The sequence below is a fragment of the Streptomyces sp. NPDC012508 genome (genome assembly GCF_042902595.1).
Taxonomy (GTDB): domain Bacteria; phylum Actinomycetota; class Actinomycetes; order Streptomycetales; family Streptomycetaceae; genus Streptomyces.
The window spans coordinates 74,856-88,623 of sequence record NZ_JBIBEO010000002.1; the positions used below are offsets into that span (position 1 = coordinate 74,856).

At 69.8% G+C, this 13,768-nt stretch carries 16 protein-coding genes and 2 pseudogenes; 12 read left to right on the forward strand and 6 right to left on the reverse strand.

The features are described from left to right. Nucleotides 1-55: 55 nt before the first annotated feature. Nucleotides 56-445: a hypothetical protein gene (locus ACFY8U_RS06300; protein ID WP_389566397.1), complete on the forward strand. Its 390-nt coding sequence runs from the start codon at nt 56-58 to the stop codon at nt 443-445. Between the two features lie 432 nt (nt 446-877). Continuing rightward, nucleotides 878-1,477, forward strand: a complete 600-nt coding sequence (locus tag ACFY8U_RS06305) for a hypothetical protein (protein WP_389566400.1) — start codon at nt 878-880, stop codon at nt 1,475-1,477. Nucleotides 1,478-2,106: 629 nt separating this feature from the next. Here the strand turns inward: ACFY8U_RS06305 and ACFY8U_RS06310 are convergent. Beyond that, a pseudogene (locus tag ACFY8U_RS06310) lies at nt 2,107-2,660 on the reverse strand (AI-2E family transporter); the annotation flags it as partial. Between the two features lie 143 nt (nt 2,661-2,803). Continuing rightward, on the reverse strand, nt 2,804-3,850 hold the full coding sequence (locus ACFY8U_RS06315) for a fatty acid desaturase family protein (protein WP_389566403.1): 1,047 nt from the start codon (nt 3,848-3,850) through the stop codon (nt 2,804-2,806). Nucleotides 3,851-4,610: 760 nt separating this feature from the next. Between ACFY8U_RS06315 and ACFY8U_RS06320 the strand changes: the two are divergent. The 6 genes and pseudogenes from ACFY8U_RS06320 to ACFY8U_RS06345 all read left to right on the forward strand — a co-directional run. Further along, nucleotides 4,611-5,138 (forward strand): annotated as a pseudogene (locus ACFY8U_RS06320) (serine/threonine-protein phosphatase); the annotation flags it as partial. 300 nt (nt 5,139-5,438) lie between these two features. Next, a complete protein-coding gene (locus tag ACFY8U_RS06325) occupies nt 5,439-6,689 on the forward strand; it encodes a PP2C family protein-serine/threonine phosphatase (protein ID WP_389568215.1) in 1,251 nt (416 codons plus the stop codon). A gap of 75 nt (nt 6,690-6,764) precedes the next feature. Continuing rightward, a complete protein-coding gene (locus ACFY8U_RS06330; RefSeq protein WP_389566406.1) occupies nt 6,765-7,748 on the forward strand; it encodes an alpha/beta fold hydrolase in 984 nt (327 codons plus the stop codon). Between the two features lie 118 nt (nt 7,749-7,866). After that, the gene (locus ACFY8U_RS06335; protein ID WP_389566408.1) at nt 7,867-8,271 is read left to right on the forward strand and encodes a PASTA domain-containing protein; all 405 of its coding nucleotides are present in this window, start codon (nt 7,867-7,869) and stop codon (nt 8,269-8,271) included. Nucleotides 8,272-8,588: 317 nt separating this feature from the next. After that, complete coding sequence (locus ACFY8U_RS06340; RefSeq protein WP_389566411.1) at nt 8,589-9,194, forward strand: hypothetical protein; 606 nt, start codon at nt 8,589-8,591, stop codon at nt 9,192-9,194. A gap of 42 nt (nt 9,195-9,236) precedes the next feature. Continuing rightward, complete coding sequence (locus tag ACFY8U_RS06345) at nt 9,237-9,419, forward strand: hypothetical protein (RefSeq protein WP_389566414.1); 183 nt, start codon at nt 9,237-9,239, stop codon at nt 9,417-9,419. A gap of 149 nt (nt 9,420-9,568) precedes the next feature. On the opposite strand, the gene ACFY8U_RS06350 is transcribed toward ACFY8U_RS06345, so the two are convergent. The 4 genes from ACFY8U_RS06350 to ACFY8U_RS06365 all read right to left on the reverse strand — a co-directional run bounded on the left by ACFY8U_RS06350 (nt 9,569) and on the right by ACFY8U_RS06365 (nt 10,865). After that, complete coding sequence (locus tag ACFY8U_RS06350) at nt 9,569-9,811, reverse strand: DUF5133 domain-containing protein (protein ID WP_389568218.1); 243 nt, start codon at nt 9,809-9,811, stop codon at nt 9,569-9,571. A 181-nt stretch (nt 9,812-9,992) separates the two neighbouring features. Further along, entirely contained in the window at nt 9,993-10,319 is a 327-nt protein-coding gene (locus ACFY8U_RS06355; RefSeq protein WP_389566416.1) for a plasmid stabilization protein, read from the reverse strand. Continuing rightward, nucleotides 10,291-10,464 carry a hypothetical protein gene (locus ACFY8U_RS06360; RefSeq protein WP_389566419.1) on the reverse strand — a complete coding sequence of 58 codons (174 nt, stop codon included), beginning with the start codon at nt 10,462-10,464 and terminating at the stop codon, nt 10,291-10,293. The genes ACFY8U_RS06355 and ACFY8U_RS06360 overlap by 29 nt, the downstream gene beginning before the upstream one ends. Nucleotides 10,465-10,550: 86 nt before the next feature. After that, complete coding sequence (locus tag ACFY8U_RS06365; RefSeq protein WP_361608516.1) at nt 10,551-10,865, reverse strand: helix-turn-helix domain-containing protein; 315 nt, start codon at nt 10,863-10,865, stop codon at nt 10,551-10,553. 180 nt (nt 10,866-11,045) lie between these two features. Between ACFY8U_RS06365 and ACFY8U_RS06370 the strand changes: the two genes are divergently transcribed. The 4 genes from ACFY8U_RS06370 to ACFY8U_RS06385 all read left to right on the forward strand — a co-directional run bounded on the left by ACFY8U_RS06370 (nt 11,046) and on the right by ACFY8U_RS06385 (nt 13,750). Further along, nucleotides 11,046-11,354 (forward strand): STAS domain-containing protein, encoded by a 309-nt coding sequence (locus ACFY8U_RS06370; RefSeq protein WP_389566422.1) that lies wholly within the window; start codon nt 11,046-11,048, stop codon nt 11,352-11,354. Between the two features lie 129 nt (nt 11,355-11,483). After that, entirely contained in the window at nt 11,484-11,645 is a 162-nt protein-coding gene (locus tag ACFY8U_RS06375; protein WP_389566425.1) for a hypothetical protein, read from the forward strand. A gap of 540 nt (nt 11,646-12,185) precedes the next feature. After that, nucleotides 12,186-12,755, forward strand: a complete 570-nt coding sequence (locus tag ACFY8U_RS06380; RefSeq protein ID WP_389566428.1) for a 2Fe-2S iron-sulfur cluster-binding protein — start codon at nt 12,186-12,188, stop codon at nt 12,753-12,755. After that, on the forward strand, nt 12,752-13,750 hold the full coding sequence (locus ACFY8U_RS06385) for an FAD binding domain-containing protein (protein ID WP_389566431.1): 999 nt from the start codon (nt 12,752-12,754) through the stop codon (nt 13,748-13,750). The genes ACFY8U_RS06380 and ACFY8U_RS06385 overlap by 4 nt, the downstream gene beginning before the upstream one ends. Nucleotides 13,751-13,768 lie beyond the last annotated feature (18 nt).

The window sequence follows — 13,768 nt, forward strand, 5'->3', positions numbered from 1 at the left end:
CCTGGCAGGGCTGGCTCCCGTTCACCACGGCCGATCACCCGAGCCAGGAGAAGCGATGCCGTCGAGCGTCTCAGTCCTCCTGTACAGCAGCGACGCCCGCACCCGGGCACAGGTCCGCCTCGCCACAGGCCGCAGGCCCGCATCCGACGTCCCGCCGGTCGTGTTCGTCGAATGCGCGACCCTGCCCGCGGTTCTGCTGGCATTGGACACAGGCCGTATCGACGCCTGCGTGCTGGACGGCGAGGCGGTTCCTATCGGCGGAATGGGCGTGTGCTGGCAGATCAAGAACGAGGTCTTCCAGTGCCCGCCGGTCCTGCTCCTGATCGGCCGGCCTCAGGACGCCTGGCTGGCCACCTGGTGCCACGCCGACGCGACGATCACCCTCCCCGTGGAACCGGTGACACTCGCCGCATCCCTCGCCGCACTGCTACGCGCGCCCCACTAGACCTGCCGCCGAAGCTCCTCCGCCACATACTCATCACAGGGTCGCCGGAACATCTGAGACGCGTTTGCAGTCGGCCGAGGGAGTAGATGGCATCGACGAGGCGCCGACGAGCTGACGCGCATGCGCGCAGCCGGAAGAATTCGACTGCCTGGGCTTGGGCAGACGCCCGAGCGCCGCAGTCCCCCACTGTGGGAAGGGCAACCGAGGCCAACGACCTGCCACCGCGCGCCAAAGTGGCATGCTGATGAGCCCCAAGGCGCTGACAATCACAGGGCCGGCGGTCGGTCGACGACGCCGGTCTCGTACCAGCCACCGCCCTACGAGGTGGGCCGCTCGGAGCAACCGCCATGGCGGCACCCGTCGCAGCAGGTGACGGTGGTCCCAGTGCGCGCCGGCACTTCCGGCGCTCCGACGTGCCCGAGGAGACCTTGGATGTCCGGACGCAACACCGCCCTGCGCAGTCTGCACGATGTCGGGCTCGCCGCCTGGTTCGGCGGCTCCCTGATGGGCGCGGTCGGCCTCAACGCCGCCGCCAAGGCACAGAGCGACCACGATTGGGCGCTGGGTGCGCGGATCGCGAGTTCGGGCTGGTCGAAGTGGGCGCCGGTCGGCGCGGCCGCCATCGGGATGCACCTGGTCGGGACCAGTGGGCTGCTCGCCGCGAACGCGGCGCGGGTCGTCACCCAGCAGGGCGTCGCCGCCTCCACGATCGCCAAGACCGCCCTGACCGGGGCCGCGCTCGCTGCGACGGCCTACACACGCATGCTCGGCAAGAAGATCGAACACGCCTCCTCCGAGAACCCGGGTGACGCGGAGAAGGCCGAGCGGCATCCCGTGGAGACGAAGAAGGCCGAGCAGCACCTCGCGGTCATGCAGTGGGTGGTGCCGGCTCTGACGGGCGGCCTGCTCGTCCTCAACGCCGTCCACGGCGAACAGCAGCGCCCCGCACAGCAGCTGTACGCCATGTGGAAGCGCTACCGCCAGCTCGCCCCCTACATGTCCAGGCCGGGCCTCTGGCCCCTCCCCCACTGACCCGGGAGCTCGCTCGCCCGCCCACTGATCGGGTAGAGCCTGGCCTCCCGGGCTGAGGCCCGCCAGACGTCCCTCGGCTCCGCAGCTGGGGCACGGGGTCGTGCTGACCCTGGACCTGGTCCGCGCCCGGATCGCTGAGGTAGAGACGCGCGAGGCGGCGAGGCGCCACGTAGGGCAGCTCCCCGACAGCCCCGCCTGGGTGCTGTCCTTGCGCGCGAGCGCAGCCGGCCGTCGCGGACAGCGCCCATATCGGCGATCGCTGCCTCGCGGCACCTCACAGGAAGACGGTCAGCCGCGAGGAGGACCGTCGGGCGCTGACCCGACTCCGAGCTCGCATGTGCGACTGATCGCCGTACCCGGATCACGTCCGGGTTGTCGTCGGCGACCTTCCTTCCCGCCGGCGGTGATGTCGCCTCCCAGCCAGGCCACGAAGGGCGACTCCGGCGGAGGACAGCGGGCGCACCCTGCACGCCGTGCACCTGGCCCCTGGCGTCGGCGTTCGATCACCGGTTGCCCCGGTCTCACTGGTCCGTGCCCTTCTCGCCCCCTGCCGTCCTCGCCCTTCGCCTCCTGTTCCCCGGCCGGGGAACCTTGCGGGTGCGCCGGGGCCGTCGAGCTCGCGGCGTGGTGGGCGCGGGGGTAGCCCACCACGGTGTTGCCCACGGCGACGAGCGGGACCGCCACGACGGCCCCGCCGAAACCCGCGACCAGGCCGCCCGTGGCCACCGCCAGGACGACGGCCAGCGGGTGGACCGGACAGCCCGGGCCAGGATGAGCGGCTGCAGCACGTGTCCTTCGATCTGCCGCCCCACGAGGACGACCATCAATGCCATCAGTGCGGTGAAGACGCCCTCGGTGACGAGTGCGACGACGACGGCGAGTGCTCCGGAGACGCCCGCGCCGACCAGGGGCACGAGGGAGGACAGAAAGATCACCACACCGATGTGGCGGCGAGCGGCACGCCGAGGAAGTGGATGCCCACTCCGATGAAGACGGCGTCGATCATGGCCACGATCGTGGTGCCGCGGATATAGGCGCTGAGGGTCCGCCAGGCGCTCGGTCCGGCGCCGGCGACCCCGGGGCGTGCCGCTGCGGGGATCAGCTTGAGCGTCCACAGCCAGATGCGCCTGCCGTCGTACAGCAGGAACAGCGTGGCGAACACGGCCGGCAACAGCCCAGTGATCACCGCGCACCGGCCACCACCGAAGACGCGGAGAGCGCGCCGGACGGTCGTTTGTCCACCTCATGGCCGCGTGCTCGAGGAGTCCGTGGCCAAGGCCAAGGCGGCCCGCCGCGTGACGGTCGGCGGCGCGCTCGCCACTGGCGTCAGGCGGTCCGCGGCCTTCTCAGGGGAGCTCCAGCCGCGTGGAGGCTGGCGAGGGTCTGCCGGTAGGAGTTGACCAGGCTGGTCTCCGCGTAGCTGACCCCGAGCTCCTGGCAATACCCGCGCACGATGGTCCGGGCCCTGCGCAGGTGCGGGCTGGGCATGCTCGGGAAGAGGTGGTGCTCGATCTGGTAGTTGAGACCGCCGAGGACGATGTCGGTCAACCGGCCTCCGCGCACGTTGCGGGAGGTCAGGACCTGGCGCCTCAGGAAGTCGGGACGGTCGGCGCCTCGCAGGATCGGCATGCCCTTGTGGTTCGGGGCGAAGATCGAGCCGAGGTAGACGCCGAAGAGGCACTGGTGGACAAGGAGGAAGGCGACCGCCGTGCCGGGCGGTAGCACCAGGAACAGCGTGCCGAGGTAGGCGGCGAAGTGCACAGTGAGCAGGGCCCCTTCCCACATGCGCTGCTTGAGCGAGCGGTCGAACAGCGACCGCACCCCGGACACGTGCAGGTTGAACCCCTCCAGCGTGAGCAGCGGGAAGAAGAGGAACGCCTGCGAGCGACCGAGCAGCCGCGGCAGTCCCCTGGCTACACGGGCCTGGTCCTGCGTCCAGACAAGGATGTCCGGGTCAAGGTCGGGATCGAGGTCCTCGTGGTTGGGATTGGCGTGGTGTCGGGTGTGCTTGTCCTGCCACCAGCCGTACCCCATGCCGATACCGAGGTTGCCGGCGACGCGCCCGGACACCTCGCTGCCCTTGCGCAGCCGGAAGACCTGCCGGTGGGCGACGTCATGCGCGAGCAGCGCCACCTGCCCGAACACGAAGGCCAGAAAACTGGCCACCAGCAGCGTCCACCAGCTGTCGCCGATCAAAACGAACGCCGTCCAACCGCCGGCGTACAGGGCCGTCACGGCCGCGATGCGCAGTGCGTAGTATCCGGGGCGCCTGGCCATGAGTCCGGCCTCCTGGATCTTCCGGGAGAGCCGGGCGAAGTCGCTCCCCGTGTCCGCCCGTACGGGAGGGGGCCGCACCGTCTGAGAGGAATTCATGATCAGAAGTCACTTTCCGTTCTGTCGGAGAGAGGGGCAGGCCAGGGCACGGGCGACCTACCCGGGGATCCACCTGGCACGCGGGGGGGCGCTCCCCCTACCGCGCATACCCGGGATAACCGAATCGACGTACGCCTCGGTCCGCCCTTTCCGTTCCGCTCCCACTCCCCGGCGAGGGTTGCCTGCCTGGCCGACACGGCGTTGCCGCTGAGGCGAAGCCGCTGCGAGCAGGTGTCAGCGGTCGCCTAAGTCAGTCCCACCCGTGTGAAGCCGGGGCGTAGCGGGAGCGCCAAGTCCATGTCTGAGGCACTCGCCGCCTGGCGACGCAAGGAGCGCACCGCTCCTCCACACGCCGCCGGGCGTCGGCGGTGGGGCTCGGCCACGCCCCCGATACGGCATGAGTGACGGCTGATAACGACCCCGCCCCAATGGCCTGCCGTGCCTCACCGGGCACCTGCCCGAAGCAGCCGGTGCTACGCCGGCGGTCTGAGCACCCGCGCCCGTCATGGTGTGCGGTGAAGTGCTCTCCCGGCCTGAGGTAGAGCAGCAGAGGGAGCGCACCGGTGACGGCCTCGAGCGCGGTGAACAGGCCACGGCGGCAGCGTAGGACCGACCCGGTTCGGCAGACTTGAACGGCCCGGCTGCCGCATGCCGCGGCCGGACACCCGCTGCGGTCAGGTCTGTCGTCCCTGACGGGCTGATCCGTGTCGTGGTTGTGATTCCGTCGTTTGGCGGGAAAGAGAACTCTGTGGAGGCTGGTGTGGCGCGTGAGCGGATCGGACTGGCTGAGGTGCTGGCAGCGGCGGAGGCGGCCGCGCCGGTGCACTCCCTCGATGTCGTGGCGCGTAATCTGCGTGACCGGTTCGGTGCCCAGTACGTGTCGTTCCTGTTCGTGGATGTCGTCGGCCGACGCCTGCTGCGGGTTCACGACACGGCGGCCACGCACCAGGAGGAGCGCGCTGAACAGGTTCCCCTCGCCGACAGCAGCGTCTACGACGAAGTCCTGGGCAGCCAGAGACCGGTGCTGGAATCGGACGGTGAGCAGGGCCAGCGGGTGCTTGCCCCTGTCACCGACCGTGGCGACACCATCGGTGTCCTCGAGCTGTTCCTCACCCGGGTCACCCGGGATGTGCTGGAGCAGGTCGAAGAGGCCGCGCACGCGCTGGCTTACATCATCGTCACCGACCGCCGCTTCGACTTCTACCACTGGGGCAACCGCACCACCTCGGTCAGCCTCTCCGCGGAGATCCAGCGCCAGCTCCTGCCCTCGGCGCCCTCATGCGCGGCCTGCGGCCGCCGGCACGGCGCAACAGCGGAGGAGGTCCTGCCGGGCCCGGGCTCTTGATGCGGCGCCGGCAACCTCCCGCTGCCGTCGTGCGGAGCCGCGCCCGCAGTACACGGCTGGGGGTCTCCGGGGGCTCGTGGTGCAATGTGACCTGTCCGGTGGCCGCCTCGGCGCGGATTTTCGCGTATCCGGGACGGAGTCCCGACCCGCAGCAAGCAGCAAGGGGTCGCTATGACCGCAGGAGAGCCAGACGACGGTCAAGCCTATCGCCCTCCCGTGGAGGGAAGTCAGCGGGGCAGGGCAATGACTTTGGCGGGGACGCTGGAAGCGGCCGAGGCCGCGGCCCCTGTGGAGTCGCTCGACGTGGTCGCGCGCATGCTCAAGGAGCACCTCGGGGCCGCGTCGGTGTCATTTCTGATCACTGACTTCTCCGGCAGTTCGGTCGTGCGGCTGGGGGCCGCGGGCAGCGTCGAGACCGGTGAGCCAGCCCGGCGCATTCGGCTGCGGGGCACCCTGTACGACGACGTGATCCGCAGCCAGCGGCCGAGAGTGGAGGACAGGGGCGGGAGTGAGCTGGTGCGGGTCGTCGCCCCAGTGACCAACCGTGGGGATGCCGTCGGGCTCCTCGAACTGTTCCTGCCCGCGGCGCCGAGCGCGCAGGTGATGCGGGCGATCGGCGAGACCGCGCACGCGCTGGCGTACATCGTCATCGCGAACCGGTCCCACACCGATGTGTACCAGTGGGGCCGGCGCACCAAGCCGCTGAGTCTGGCCGCGGAGATCCAGCATCGGCTGCTCCCGGCGTCGCTGGCGTGCGAGGCGGCACAGTTCGCGGTCGCCGGGGCCCTGGAACCCGCCGACCACGTGGGAGGCGACACCTTCGACTACGTGATCGACCGGGATACGGTCCAGCTCTCCGTGACCGACGCCATGGGTCACGACGTCGACGCTGCGCTGCTGGCCACCCTGGTGGTGGGCGCCCTACGGCGGGCACGGCGGGCGGGTGCCGACCTCGCGGAACAGGCCCGCCAGGCCGACCTGGCCATGCGCGATCACGGCCGCAATGGCTACGTCACCGGCCAGCTGCTGCGCATCAGCCTGATCGATGGCGAGACGGAGTTCGTCAACGCCGGGCATCCCTGGCCGCTGCGGATGCGCGATGGAGAAGTCCAGGAGATCCGCCCGAAAGTCGATCTCCCCTTCGGCCTCAGTGCCCAGACATCGCCGGCCAACACCTACCGCGTGCAGACGCTGGACCTCCGCCCGGGTGACCGACTGATCATGCTGACCGACGGCATGCTCGAGCGCAACGCCGAGGACCTCGACCTGTCGGGCTTGATCATCCGCAGCCGCGCGCTGCACCCCCGCGAAGCCGCCCGCACCCTCATCAAAGCGATCGTCGACGCCGGCCACGGCCACCTCGACGACGACGCGACCGTCATGTGCCTGGACTGGCACGGCGTCGCCAACTCCGAGCGCGACGCCGCCCACGGCGCCAATCTCACCGACGCCTCACAGCCGTCAAGGACAGGACCACCTGCTCCCGGACGATGAGGGCAGCGTGGAGGGAGGCGACGCAGCGGAGCTGTCCTCATCTGACGGACACGCAGCACCGTCCGGGGTGCCACCGTGACGCCGGAACTCGAAGATCGTTTACCGTGCGTGAACTACTCCGGCACGTCGCTCAAGGCGCCGCATCTCCCCGCCGAGGCTGCTCCGCCACCGGGCGAGGCACTTGTGCGAGCACATCGTTGGCAGGGCTTCTCCTGCGAATCACGTGTGATCCGCGCATCCGCCCCTCGATTCCCGCCCGTGCTGATCATCGGCGGTGCGTTCCAGCGCAAGGAGTCCTGGGGGCGCTGCGAAGAGGTGTTCCTCGGGAGCATGGACGTGTTCACCGTCGACCCCCCGGGCTGGGGGGCAGCCGACTTGCTGCCCGAAACCTACGGCGTCGACTTCCTCGCCGACGCGGTCTGGCACATGCTCGATGAGTGGGATGCCGGTCAGGTCAACGTGCTCGCCGGCTCCTACGGAAGCGCCATCGCCTACGAGATCGCCCGGCGCTACCCGGACCGGGTGGGGCGCATGGTCCTGGTCGGCACGATGACCGCCATCCCCCACCACGCACAGGCCGCGATGCGCCGCACTCTGGAACACCTGACCGCCGGAGACATGGAGACATACGCGCACGCCACAGTCGACCTGCTCATGACGCCCGAACGCCTCGCAGACATCCCCAACGGCGCCCGCATCCGCAGACTGCTGCTGCGCCGCATCACCAACCTTTCCGAGGCGGAGACGCACCAGATGCGCACCAACACCCTGCGCCTGCTCACCCATCAGGCTCTCGACACCAGCCAGCCGCCTCGTGCGCCGGTTCTGACCGTGGCCGGCGAGTACGACTCGTTCACCACACCGGAGCTGTGCCGCCAGATGGCGGCAGCGTGTGCCGACAGCTGGCACGCGGAGGTCCGCGACGCGGATCACATGGTCATCCTGGAACGGACAGCGGAAGTCGCCGACTTGATCACCCGGTTCCTTGCCGGGGAGCCGCTACACGAACTGCCGTACTGCCGCAGCGTCGAGCGAGTGTCACCAGGCGTCTCCGGGTGAGCAGTCGCGGTCGGAACATACCGCTGAGCGCGCCCGTACAACGCAGCGTGATCACACCACGGTCGTCGTCTTCGAGGAAGACTGCTACAGCTTCGCCCTGTCGTCCGGGGTCAGTGGGATGACGTTCCGCTCGGCGAGCGCTCTCATCCTCGGGACCGCGCTCACCGCCGTCGCCCTGGGCGCCTGCAGTCCTGAGTCCTCATCTCCGTCCTCGACTGCGAGAACGACCGCTCCGACGGCGGCGCCCACCACTGCCGTCACCACGCCGACGCCGACGGCCGAGCCGACCGAACCCCCGAACACCGAGCCGGCCGACGTGCCCGACGTCGTCGGCATGAACCACCGCGAAGCGCAGAACCTGCTGCGCAGCCAGGGCTTCCTCGTCAACGAAGAGGACGCACAAGGCGACCGCTTCATCATCAACAACAGCAACTGGAAGGTCTGCCGCCAGGACCCGGAGCCCGGCACCACGGACACGCTCCGCGACGCGATCTACTCGGTCAAGCTGGACGAGTCCTGCTGATCCAGCGGCACGCCCGTTCTCGTTGGGCTCTCCCCAACGGGCGCGGGGAATCAGGTCCTGCACCCGCTCCCGGCGCAGGCGGCGAGAGTGCGACCGCCTCGAATGCCCGAGCGAACGGGTGGGGGCTCCATCTTGCTTGTGCTGACCACGGACAGTCCTCTCAGCCTCATTCACCGAGTGCCGGCCAGGCGTCGTGTCATGGCCGCCTTCTTGTGGAGAGAGGTGCCAGAGTCGAGTTCGAGTACGGTCGGCCGGCCGATCCGCGCCCAGCAGTGGTCGATCCTCCTCGCCACCATGGCCCGAACGGGAGCCCGCCGATGCGCTTCTACGCTCAGACACCAGCACGCCGGAACCGTCAGGTGCTCGCAGACCTGATCGCCGTACTTCTGATCGCCGCTGCTGTGTGGGGGGCTCTCACCGTCCGCGAAACGATCATGCTACTGGCCGAGCCGGGGCGGAAAGTCGAAAGCTCGGGCGACAGCCTGGCCACTGAACTCGGCAACGCCGGCGATGCGGCGTCGAACGTGCCATTTGTCGGTGGCCTTTTGCGGAAACCGCTCCAGTCCGCGGCCGACGCCAGCACCGGGTTTGCCGAGGCCGGAGAATCGCTCCAGGAAACGGTCAGCCGCGTGGCCACCTTCACCGCAACGGCTCTGATCGTCATTCCCGTGGCCTTCGTACTGCTGGCATGGCTCCCGCCACGTCTGCTCTGGATCCGGCGCAGCGCCACCATTCGACACCTTCTCGATGCCCCGGGAGGCGCTGATCTGCTCGCCCTGCGTGCTCTCACCGGACCGCCGGGCGACCTCGCCGGGCTCCCGGCCCCTCCGGGTGGCTTCGCCGACGCGTGGCGCCAAGGGGACCGGGACGTCATCGCCGACCTCTGTGAGATCGCGCTCAGGCGGGCCGGCCTGCGGCCCTGACAGGCGGCTTCTCGCTGGTCTGCCGCTCGCCGGCGCTACGCCATGGAAGCGAAGGTGCTGCGGGCGTGGTGGAAATGGCGCAACCATCCGCCCGGGCACGAGGGCGAGGGCGCGCGGGCCGATGCCGAGAGGCTGCTGAACGCGGCCGGGCGGCAGCTCCCGGCAGGCCTGTGCGGCGTGGAGGAGCACGTACTGGCGCGGGCGTTGCCGTCGATTCGTCCATGATGTGGCTTTGCCACCCCACCCTCGAAGGGGCCCTGGGCTCCTGACGCGAGGAACAACGCAAAGGCGGCCGATCGGGAGAACCCGACGGCCGCCTCATCGTGTGCCGGCAGGCGTCCCTGTCAGGGCCAGCGGGTGAGCGCGGGCTGGGCCTACGCCGCCAGTGTCGCGTCCTCCTGGGAGACGCCCGCACGGCCGCTGTACTGGTCAAGCAGTGCGTCCGCTGCAAGCAGGGCCCGCTCGAGGGTGCGTTCCCCGGTCATCACGCACAAGGTGTACGTGATGTCTTCGAGGGCCATGCTGGTGGACCCGGTAGGGCGCACGTCATGTTCGATGCGTGCCTGAGCGAACCGGGCCAGCACCTCACGCAGCTCCTTCTCCGCCGGACGGATCATGGTCAAGCCTCTCCCCTCCCAACCCTCCTCGCGGACCCGTACCGCGAGACGGTGACTGTTCCCTGGCAGCCAACGCCAGGACCCCCGGCCCCGGCAGCGTCAAGCAGAACGAGAGAACCACCTTCCGACACTACTTGGGCAGCCGCGCGTACATGGGAGCCGAAGGGCTCGGCCAGTGCGGTCAGTGCCCGAGGGCGTTCTTGAGCTGCTGCTTGGTCATCGTCGACCGGCCGTCGATGCCGCGCTTCTTGGCCTCCTGGTACAGCTCGTCCTTGGTCCGCTCGGACGAGGAGCCGCCGCCCGACTTCTGACCGCCGCGCTCTGAAGCGGACTTGCCCTGGGTGGAACTGCGGCTGGCTGACTTACTCTCCCCCGCGCGCGCACGCTCCTTGTTGACGGTGCGGGAAGCCATCTCCTTCGCACGGTCCTCGGACATGCCGCGTTTCTCACCGGACTCCTCGATCCGCTTGTACTGACGCTCACGCTTCGGACTGGAACCTCTGGGCATGGCGCATCCCTTTCTCGACGGTGTCGGGGTCACTGCCATGCTCGACGCAGCCAGAGCAGTCCGCATCTGCGGCAGGCATCTCTAAAGCCAACAGACGGTGCGACCGGGCCAGCAGCTCCGACAAGACGGACTCGATGCCGGCCACGGCCACTCCATCCCGCCGCAGTACGTCTGGGTGCGGCTCGCTCCCGAAAGGCGTGCCATGCCCCTCCGCTTTGGACGAAGCCTGGGCTACGGAGTGCTCGCCATGCTGGGGCGGGGGTCGGCGAACAGTTCAAGGAGGCCGGCGATCTCCCGGCCCGCTTCGGCCGGATGCCGGAACGCGGCGCCGGGGACGAGGGTGTAGCGGTTGCGCCTTCCGGTGCGGGCCCGCGTGATGTACCCGGCTGCCTCAAGGTCGGCCACGATCGCCTGCACGGTGCGCTCGGTCACCCCGCAGTTCGCTGCGACATCCCGCAGCCGCACGCCGGGATCGCGGGAGAGCGCCAGCAGCACACGGGCGTGATTGGTGAGGAACGTCCACTCCGAGTGTCCCTTGGGTGTCATCCCCTCATCATGCCCCCGGACTCTCGAAATGCGAAGAAGAGTTCATGTAACTGTTGACGTATGACTGAGGCGCGAAGACACTCGATGCAGGTCCCCTTCGCGCTTCCGGAGGTGTTGGAGATGACGTTGCTCCACGACCCCGCCCGCCCAGCGGCCCCTCACACGGACGGTGAATATCGCATGGAAGTGTCCGTGACGTCGGCCAAGTCCGGTGTGCTCGTCACGGTCCGTGGAGAGATCGACCTCGACACCGTCACGGACCTGAGAACGACTCTCCTGCACGCTCTGACCGATTACGACGAGGCCCGGGCCGGGGTAATGCTCGACCTGTCGGAAGTCTCCTTCTGCGATTCCATGGCCCTCAACACGCTGCTCCGCGCACGCCAGCACGCCCTCGACGCAAGCCGGACCCTCACCATCGCAGCCGCCAGCCCCGCAGTGACCCGGCTCCTGCAGATCACCGGGGCAGCCCCACTCTTCCGACCCTAGAACGGTGGGGTCTCGGTCGATCATCGTCCCCACGCTCGAGGACGGTGTCCTGCACCTCAAGCTTGTGAGCGATCTCGATGTGTCCAGCCGCGTTGCGGCCGCCCTGGATCGAGCTGCTGCTGTTCACCCATGGCCGTCACACAGCACGTGCGGGTGCTGATTCCCTCAGCCGACCCCTCCCCTGCGTCGCTCGGGGTGCTCGCACGCGCACGCCGACTGTGCGAACACCTCGGCACACCCCTGACCGTCGTCGTCACCGGCGCCATCGATCTCTCGCCCTCGGCGGCATGAACTTCCCGTGAGGGAGCCCCGCCGCCGATCCTCTTCCTCTGGCCAAGCTGCTGCCCGACATCGATCCCGTCCCGACCCCTGGCCCCCCTGCCGGAGGGGGTCTCGAGCTCGGGTGGGACGGCGCCGAGCCCGAGCCGTGAACTGGAGTGGCATTGTCCAGGCGCCCTGGGCACGCCTTGTCGGTGGGCTGCGTCACCCGCGCGGGCAGCGCGTCGGTGCCGGAGGCATGAGCGGCTTCTTCAAAGTGGTGGGTTGCGCAGGCGACGCGTGGTCGCGGGTCCCATCTCCGGTGCGAAGGAGGAGCGCCCGACGACGGGAGTGGCCGGCAGGCCCGGCGACCACGGACGTCGAGTGAAACCCGGATCGGCGCCTGGGTCGCGGGAGGCGGGGAAGGCGGCCCTGGCATACCGTCGACGAACGTGACGGTGAAGGGGAAGGCGAGGAGGCAGGCCGTGGAACGGACCGTGATCACCCGCGAACAAGCCAGGCGTTGTAAGCGGTCCCAGACCGCTCGGTGTGCCCGTCGCGAGGCATCCCGCCATGCGTAGGGCCGAAGCAGAGCACGGCCAGGGGAAGGACCCCGGCCTCGGTCCTGGCACCACTTCCACGATCACCATTCGGGTCAACGGCACCAGCCACACGCTCCACGTCGACAACCGCACGACGCTGCTGGACGCGCTGCGCGACCGTCTCGACCTCACCGGCTCGAAGAAGGGGTGCGACCACGGCCAGTGTGGAGCCTGCACCACCCTCCTCGACGAGCGGCGTGTGAACAGCTGTCTGCTGCTCGCGGTCGCATGCAACGGCACGTCCGTCACCACCATCGAGGGCCTCGCCGACGGCGACCGGCTCCATCCGGTCCAGGACGCGTTCGTCGCCCGGGACGCCCTGCAGTGCGGCTACTGCACCCCGGGCCAGATCTGCTCTGCCGTTGCCCTGCTGGACGAGGCGGCTCGCGGGCACCCGTCGCACGTCACACCGACGGAGCAGCCACCGGGCGAGCCGGTCCCCCTCACCCCGGACGAGATCCGCGAGCGCATGAGCGGGAACATCTGCCGCTGCGGCGCCTACCCGCGCATCGTCGACGCGATCGAGGAGGTCGCACGGTGAAACCCTTCGCATACGTGCGGCCGGAGCGCGCCGAAGAGGCACTCGATCACTTCGCCGCCCACCCCGGCGCCCAGTTCCTCGCCGGCGGTACCAACCTCGTCGACCTGATGAAGCTGGGCGTCGCCGGCCCGCCGCTGCTCGTCGACATCGCCGGTCTGCCACTCGACGGCGTGGAGGAGACCCCCGAAGGCGGCCTGCGCATTGGTGCGACCGCGCGCAACAGTGACGTCGCGGCCCACCCGGCCGTGCGCACGCGCTACCCCGTGCTCTCGCAGGCCCTCCTGGCCGGCGCCTCGGCTCAGCTGCGCAACGCGGCCACCACCGGAGGCAACCTGCTCCAGCGCACCCGCTGTCTCTACTTCCAGGACACCTCGAAGCCGTGCAACAAGCGCGTGCCCGGTTCGGGCTGTCCGGCCCGAGAGGGCGTCCACCGCGACCTCGCGGTCCTCGGCCACTCCGCCCATTGCGTGGCCACGCACCCGTCGGACATGGCGGTCGCCCTCGCCGCTCTCGACGCGGACGTCCACCTGCGCGGAGCCGCCGGCGAGCGGACCGTACCGGTCACCGAGTTCCACCGCCTGCCCGGCGACCGCCCGGAGCGGGACACCGCCATCGAGCACGGCGAGCTCATCACGGGCGTGACGCTGCCCCCGCCCCCGCGCGGTTCGTACAGCGCCTACCGCAAGGCCCGCGACCGGGCCTCGTACGCCTTCGCTCTCGCCTCGGTCGCCGCAGTCCTGACCGTCGAGGACGGCCGCGTGGAGCGCGCCGCCCTCGCCTTCGGCGGTCTCGCCCACAAACCCTGGCGGGCCCGCGAGGCGGAGGAGGTGCTGCGTGGCGCACCGGCGACCACCGAGACGTACGAGCGGGCGGCCGACGCCGAACTCGCCGCCGCCGAACCGCTGCGCGACAACGGTTTCAAGGTGCCCCTCGCCCGCAGCCTCGTCGTGAGCGTGCTGCACGACCTCGCGTCCCGCGCTGGAGCCCGCCGATGACGCCGGAGGATCGCCCCA

Bases quoted from the DNA above. Each gene is read 5' to 3' on its own strand.
- ACFY8U_RS06300 (WP_389566397.1), top strand. From the start codon at position 56: ATGCCGTCGAGCGTCTCAGTCCTCCTGTACAGCAGCGACGCCCGCACC.
- ACFY8U_RS06305 (WP_389566400.1), top strand. From the start codon at position 878: ATGTCCGGACGCAACACCGCCCTGCGCAGTCTGCACGATGTCGGGCTC.
- ACFY8U_RS06315 (WP_389566403.1), bottom strand. From the start codon at position 3,850: ATGAATTCCTCTCAGACGGTGCGGCCCCCTCCCGTACGGGCGGACACG.
- ACFY8U_RS06325 (WP_389568215.1), top strand. From the start codon at position 5,439: ATGACTTTGGCGGGGACGCTGGAAGCGGCCGAGGCCGCGGCCCCTGTG.
- ACFY8U_RS06335 (WP_389566408.1), top strand. From the start codon at position 7,867: ATGACGTTCCGCTCGGCGAGCGCTCTCATCCTCGGGACCGCGCTCACC.
- ACFY8U_RS06340 (WP_389566411.1), top strand. From the start codon at position 8,589: ATGCGCTTCTACGCTCAGACACCAGCACGCCGGAACCGTCAGGTGCTC.
- ACFY8U_RS06345 (WP_389566414.1), top strand. From the start codon at position 9,237: ATGGAAGCGAAGGTGCTGCGGGCGTGGTGGAAATGGCGCAACCATCCG.
- ACFY8U_RS06350 (WP_389568218.1), bottom strand. From the start codon at position 9,811: ATGATCCGTCCGGCGGAGAAGGAGCTGCGTGAGGTGCTGGCCCGGTTC.
- ACFY8U_RS06355 (WP_389566416.1), bottom strand. From the start codon at position 10,319: ATGCCCAGAGGTTCCAGTCCGAAGCGTGAGCGTCAGTACAAGCGGATC.
- ACFY8U_RS06365 (WP_361608516.1), bottom strand. From the start codon at position 10,865: ATGACACCCAAGGGACACTCGGAGTGGACGTTCCTCACCAATCACGCC.
- ACFY8U_RS06370 (WP_389566422.1), top strand. From the start codon at position 11,046: ATGGAAGTGTCCGTGACGTCGGCCAAGTCCGGTGTGCTCGTCACGGTC.
- ACFY8U_RS06375 (WP_389566425.1), top strand. From the start codon at position 11,484: ATGGCCGTCACACAGCACGTGCGGGTGCTGATTCCCTCAGCCGACCCC.
- ACFY8U_RS06380 (WP_389566428.1), top strand. From the start codon at position 12,186: ATGCGTAGGGCCGAAGCAGAGCACGGCCAGGGGAAGGACCCCGGCCTC.